This is a genomic window from Ruegeria sp. CG4 (genome assembly GCF_056537185.1).
This window is the reverse complement of record NZ_JBQFRB010000007.1, coordinates 258197-264196: the sequence shown is the minus strand read 5'-3', so window position 1 is coordinate 264196 and position 6000 is coordinate 258197. Positions and strand designations below refer to the sequence as shown.

Below are 6000 nucleotides of genomic sequence, written 5' to 3'. Positions count from 1 at the left end.
GCTTCGGCTTCGGCTTCGGCTTCGGCTTCGGCTTCGGCTTCGGCTTCGGCTTCGGCTTCGGCTTCGGCTTCGGCTTCGGCTTCGGCTTCGGCTTCGGAAACTACGTCGTTCGGCTGGTCAGCCGCGTCAAGGGGCTTACTATCCGGTTGATCCGTGGCTTCAGTTTCGACGTTGTCGGCAATATCTTCCGACTTAGGGTCTTTCTCCGGCTCCTGATCGGATTTCTTTTTACCAGCCACCGTCACATTCCCCTTATCGATTCCAAAAAATCCTGAACAACAGACCTGACCAAGTTAATCCGTGCTCTCTTTTCCCTCAACCCGCATCGCGTGTTTCACAAGCTTTTTCACGGCTTTCCGCATTTTCCCGGGCGTCGGTTGTTTCGCAACCTTCAGCCGGGCATAGTCCAATGCATAAAGCGGTTCAGCCGTCGCTTCGCTGATTGCCGCTAGCCATAAAGGGGCAGAACCGGACCAGATATCGGCAAATTGTCGCGCCGAGCGGGGGGAAAACAACGGCGCAATGACCGGATCATCGTTGTGCGCAATTTCCTCGGCCTCGGACGACAGCGGCAGCAGCTTTTGCTGATAGACCGGCTGCTCATGCACGGTCAGGCCGGATTCGGTCAGCCGCTCGGCGATATTGCCCCGGCTGTGTTCGCCCCGAATGTGCAGCAATGGGGTCTGCGGCCTGATTTGCAGCAGATTTCCCATCAATTCCTCTGCCGTCTGCCCCGCCATCCGGGCAGTCCATCCTGCGGACAGGGCCGCGGACGTTGTTGCGGGACCGACGCAAAAGGCGGGAAGGTTCCGCGTTACGCCCAGCGACGCCGCTGCATTGACCCCGTTTGCGGAGGTGAAGATCAACCCGCGCATTCCCTTTGTGTCAACCTGAACGGCAAGCGGCCTGATATCCAGAATCGGGGAGTAAATCACTTGAACCCGCGATCTGACGCGGTTTGGCAACTGCGCAACAAACCTTTCGGATGCGGCATGAGGGCGGGTCATCAACAAATACAACTATCGGCGCCTTCGGCCTTGGGATTGTTTGCGTCCGCGCAGGGTGATACCCCGCTTTGCAATCATGATGCAACGGATCAGGCCAATGGTGCAAACACTTACCGTTCTGGGGCTGGAAAGCAGCTGCGACGATACGGCCGCCGCCGTGGTGCGCCAGACGGAGGGTGCGCGCGCCGAAATCCTGTCCTCTGTCGTGCATGGCCAGACAGAGCTTCACAGCGCCTTTGGCGGCGTCGTGCCGGAAATCGCCGCGCGGGCCCATGCTGAAAAGCTGGATGTTTGCGTGGCGCAGGCCCTGAACGAATCCGGCCTGAACCTTCGCGATATGGACGCGATTGCGGTGACCGCCGGCCCGGGACTGATTGGCGGGGTAATCTCAGGTGTCATGTGCGCCAAGGGGTTGAGTGCTGCAACAGGCATACCCCTGATTGGGGTCAACCACCTTGCCGGGCATGCCCTGACACCGCGCCTGACGGACAGCATTGCATTTCCTTACCTGATGCTTCTGGTGTCGGGCGGGCATTGCCAATATTTGATCGCCCATGGCACGGAGCATTTCACCCGTCTGGGCGGCACGATCGATGACGCGCCAGGGGAAGCGTTCGACAAGACCGCCCGATTGCTGGGACTGCCGCAACCCGGCGGCCCCTCGGTCGAGGCTGAAGCCCGTATGGGCAACCCGGACCGGTTCCGCTTTCCCCGGCCCTTGCTGGATCGTCCGGGCTGTGATCTGTCATTCTCGGGCCTGAAAACCGCATTGATGCGCATGCGGGACCAGATCGTAAGTGAAAAAGGCGGCTTGACCCGTCAGGACCGCGCCGACCTGTGCGCGGGCTTCCAACAGGCCGTCGTCGATACTCTGGCGGAAAAGACCCGTCGGGCGATTACCCACTATCTCGGCGAAAAGCCATCTGAACCTGTCATTGCAGTGGCAGGGGGTGTGGCGGCCAACAGGGCAATTCGAGCAGCGTTAGAGACTGTTTCCGCGGAAACCGGCGCCCGGTTCACGGCACCCCCAATGAACCTGTGCACGGACAACGCGGCCATGATCGCCTATGCCGGGCTGGAACGGTTCCGCAGTGGCGCACTTGACGGAATGGACCTGACCGCCCGCCCGCGGTGGCCATTGGACCAAACCAGCCCGGCCATGCTGGGAAGCGGCAAGAAAGGCGCCAAAGCATGAGCGTTTCGGTCCTAGGCTCCGGCGCGTTTGGTACAGCGCTGGCCGTGTCACTTGCCGGGAATGGGCCTGTGACGCTCTGGTCGCACTCGCAGGATCAGGCGCGGGCCATGCAGGACGGGCGCGAGAACGCGAAACGCCTTCCCGGCATTCAGCTCGGCCCGAATATCGCCGTGACGTCGGATATCAAAGTCGCTGCCGGCAACGATGTTCTGTTGCTGGCCGTACCCATGCAGCAGCTTCGCGCAGTCATCACGGAACATGCACCTTTGTTGCGGCACAAGACGCTTGTGGCCTGCTGCAAGGGGATTGAACTGACATCCGGGCTTGGACCGGTTTCGGTCATCCGCCAGACCGCCCGCGATGCAAGACCCGCTTTGCTGACCGGTCCCAGCTTTGCCGACGACATCGCGCGCGGCTTGCCCACTGCCCTGACACTGGCCTGCGATGAGGATGAACCGGGCCAGCACCTGCAACACGCGCTTACAACGACCAACCTGCGCCTGTATCGGACAACTGATCTGATCGGCGCCGAATTGGGTGGGGCGCTAAAGAACGTGATGGCCATCGGTTGCGGGGCCTGTATCGGCGCCGGTCTTGGCGACAGTGCTCGCGCGGCGCTGATGACACGGGGGTTCGCGGAAATGCAGCGCTTCGCGGCCATGCGCGGCGCACGGCCCGAGACCTTGATGGGCCTGTCGGGATTGGGGGATCTGGTCCTGACATGTTCATCCGAGTTGTCGCGAAACTATCGTTTTGGCCTTAGTTTGGGTCGAAACGAAAGTTTCGACCCCGGAACAACAGTGGAAGGTGTGGCCACCGCAAAAGCCATGTCCGACATTGCCCGGGCCGAGGGACTGGACATGCCCATCAGTACAACAGTGGCGGAACTCAGCCATGGTGAATACAGTGTAACCAAGGCGATTCAATCGCTGCTCAATCGCCCTTTGAAGGAGGAATAATATGCTGATCGCTCTGATCGCCCGCGACAAGGACGGGGCGCTGCAAACGCGGCTGGACAATCGTAGTGCGCACCTGGCCTATATCGAAGAAACCGGCGTTGTGGCACAGGCCGGTCCGCTTCTGAACGGCGACGCGATGATTGGTTCGCTGATCATTCTGGAAGTTGAAGATCTGGCGGCCGCGCAAAGCTGGGCCGACAACGACCCCTATGCCAAAGCCGGGTTGTTCAAATCGGTCGAACTGGTTCCCTGGAAGAAGGTCATTGGCTGATGGCGTATTGGCTGTTCAAATCCGAACCTTCCACCTGGAGCTGGGATCAACAGGTCGCCAAGGGCGAGACGGGCGAGGAATGGGACGGCGTGCGCAACTACCAGGCCCGCAATTTCATGCGTCAGATGGCCTTAGGCGATCGCGGCTTTTTCTATCATTCACAGAAGGAAAAGGCCATTGTCGGCATCGTCGAAGTCTGTGCCGAGGCGCACCCCGATAGCACGACGGATGACGACCGGTGGGAATGCGTAGATATCAAAACCGTTCGCCCTTTCGAGACTGCAGTCACTCTGGAACGGATCAAGTCGGATGAGCGTCTGGCCGAAATGGTTTTGGTCAAAAACTCCCGACTTTCCGTGCAACCGGTCACGGAATCGGAATGGGACGCCATTTGCGCGTTGGGGCAAACCCGCCCTGATTGAAACGCGTCTTGGGCCTAAACCTTCTCAAGCGACCTCTAAAATGCTATAACCCAATGGAATTCGCCTGTTGGGGGCATCTCGGTTGTGGTTTTGGCGATACCTTAATTTCTGGTGTTGTTTGTTCATAGTTTGATCTTGTTCGAAAGTCTGAGCCCATGTCTGACGCCAGAGGCAGTACTGGGAAGTCCAAGCCGCGAAACCCAAAAAATTGGGAGGCGCGACTTGAAGAGGCGCGAAAGCAGCGGCGAAAGGCGCTGGCGCGTACGAATGGGTCAGCCCCCGGGAATGGCGTAGCCAAAATTCCAGCTGTCGCACGATCAAAGGATACTGTGCAGGCGATCCCGGAACCTGCGCCCGATCCAGCGGTTCCTGAACCTGTTCATCCTGAAATTCGACCAAATAAGAAACGCAATCGCGGCACGACAAGGCTCCTGCTTGTTGTGCTTATCGCAATGACATGCGGCGCGGCCCTGCAATGGGGCGGCGCCAAGGTCACCACCAAATGGTCTCAGGCCGCTGAAGATGAAGCCATTCTGGACGCGGCGCTGGGCGATCCTGAACTACCTGCTGAGGTTGCTGCCCGCGAGAATGAGCCTCCGGTCAGGATTGCCGCACCGGACACTATTGCAACTGAACCGCCGGCCTCCCGAAAAAAGGTGTACCCGCGAAGCCAAGTGGCCAGCATCAACCTTCCCGGGGCGGAACTGATGCCCCTTCAACGAGGGAGCCCTGCCTTTTCCAACAGTGTTGCACAGCCGGATCCCAAGTTGTCTGCCCTGTCTGAAGAAGCGCAAAGCGTGCCTGCGCCTCAGGAAGACCAGAGTCCCCCGACCGATCAAGTCGAAGCAGTCGTGGTCGAAACCCCGGTCGTCGAAGACGCCATTGTAGATGCCGCAGTTATCCAAGACGCAGTTGTTGAAGACCCAGTGGTTCAAGATGCAGTTGCAGAAGATGCAGCAGCCCCAGACGCAGTTATCGATGATGCGGAAGTCGCAAAAGCAGAGGTTGAAAACCTGCCCGATGAACCGCAGGTCAGCTTGGTGGCGTTGAACCCTGATCCGCCAGTCAGCACGATTGCCGAGCCTGCATTGCCCGATGAAGTACTGCCTGATTCAAGACCTGAACTGGATATCGAGGTCGCGCTGATTGTGCCGACCCGAGTGTCAGAGGATGCGCGAAACGTGGCGCTGAAAGTTCTGGCCGACGGTGAAGCCAATGTGGTGGCGTCAGCCCGGGTGGGATATTCGGTCAAGGAAACCCAGGTTCGGTTCTATCACCCGAACGATGCGGAAATGGCGGCACTGACTGCGAAAGCCTTGGGTGCAATTTCCCGAGACTTTACGGATTCCAACGTGAAAACCAGGCCCGGACGCATTGAGGTGTATCTGGCTGGACGTGGCGGCGGTAGCAGCAAAAGCGACGGCGACGAAAAACAAACCAGATTTGACCAGTTCATCGCCCGTCTGTTAGGCGGCGCAAACTGAAATATGCGGGAAGGTTCCGACGATGCAGAACCTTCCCTACCCCACGTGCTCCCAACTCACCACACGTGTATAGAATTCTTGGCTCTGACCGTCCTGGTCCTGAACTGAACCTACCCGGTTTCTTGCAGGTCGTTCAACAATCAAGTGTTTAGAATATAAGTAAAACTATGCACACCCGCCGTAAGATCAGCGGGTGTCGATTCCCGTTCAGGCGCAATCAGATTCGGAATCCGGGATCAGCCGTAGACCGACTCTTTGCCGAAATGCTTGGTCAGCATGTAATAGACGACAGCACGGTATTTGTTGCGCTCGGACATGCCATAGGTTTCCATGGCCTTGTTGATCGCTTCCATCAGTTCCGGACCATCGGGCAGGCCAAGTTTCTTGATCAGGAAATTGTTTTTGACTGTTTCCAGCTCGCTTTCCTGGCTGGCAGCCACGGTCGCGGCGTCTGCGTCATAAATGGCGGGACCACATCCAATCGTAACCTTGGTCAGCAGGTCCATGTCCGGGTCCATGCCGCATTTGGATTTCAGGTCATCGGCATACTTGGCGATCAGGTCGTCGCGTTTTCCCATTTTCGTCTCCTGTTAGATGTTCATGTCCTGTCCATTCAGCACAGCACATACGGTAGCGGGCGTGGAGATTTGCACAAAGGGAAA

7 protein-coding genes and 1 pseudogene are annotated in these 6000 nt (G+C 58.4%); 5 read left to right on the top strand and 3 right to left on the bottom strand.

The annotated features are described in order from the left end of the window. Together ACR0J2_RS18065 and ACR0J2_RS18060 are read right to left on the bottom strand one after the other, a co-directional pair. Window positions 1–239 (bottom strand): annotated as a pseudogene (locus ACR0J2_RS18065) (hypothetical protein); the annotation flags it as partial. A 54-nt stretch (window positions 240–293) separates the two neighbouring features. Beyond that, a complete protein-coding gene (locus ACR0J2_RS18060; protein ID WP_480714303.1) occupies window positions 294–935 on the bottom strand; it encodes a uroporphyrinogen-III synthase in 642 nt (213 codons plus the stop codon). A gap of 169 nt (window positions 936–1104) precedes the next feature. Here ACR0J2_RS18060 and tsaD point away from each other — a divergent pair, with 169 nt between their 5' ends. The 5 genes from tsaD (at window position 1105) to ACR0J2_RS18035 (ending at window position 5338) form a co-directional block, all read left to right on the top strand. Continuing rightward, window positions 1105–2202 (top strand): tRNA (adenosine(37)-N6)-threonylcarbamoyltransferase complex transferase subunit TsaD, encoded by a 1098-nt coding sequence (tsaD, locus tag ACR0J2_RS18055; protein ID WP_480813454.1) that lies wholly within the window; start codon window positions 1105–1107, stop codon window positions 2200–2202. Then, a complete protein-coding gene (locus ACR0J2_RS18050) occupies window positions 2199–3161 on the top strand; it encodes an NAD(P)H-dependent glycerol-3-phosphate dehydrogenase (protein WP_480813448.1) in 963 nt (320 codons plus the stop codon). The genes tsaD and ACR0J2_RS18050 overlap by 4 nt, the downstream gene beginning before the upstream one ends. A 1-nt stretch (window position 3162) precedes the next feature. Beyond that, window positions 3163–3432, top strand: a complete 270-nt coding sequence (locus ACR0J2_RS18045) for a YciI family protein (protein ID WP_170680059.1) — start codon at window positions 3163–3165, stop codon at window positions 3430–3432. Continuing rightward, entirely contained in the window at window positions 3432–3854 is a 423-nt protein-coding gene (locus tag ACR0J2_RS18040) for an EVE domain-containing protein (protein ID WP_170612835.1), read from the top strand. The genes ACR0J2_RS18045 and ACR0J2_RS18040 overlap by 1 nt, the downstream gene beginning before the upstream one ends. 452 nt (window positions 3855–4306) lie before the next feature. Beyond that, window positions 4307–5338, top strand: a complete 1032-nt coding sequence (locus ACR0J2_RS18035; protein WP_480813447.1) for a hypothetical protein — start codon at window positions 4307–4309, stop codon at window positions 5336–5338. A 236-nt stretch (window positions 5339–5574) separates the two neighbouring features. Here ACR0J2_RS18035 and ACR0J2_RS18030 read toward each other — a convergent pair whose 3' ends face one another. Continuing rightward, window positions 5575–5916: a DUF2853 family protein gene (locus tag ACR0J2_RS18030; protein ID WP_170612831.1), complete on the bottom strand. Its 342-nt coding sequence runs from the start codon at window positions 5914–5916 to the stop codon at window positions 5575–5577. Between the last annotated feature and the right edge of the window lie 84 nt (window positions 5917–6000).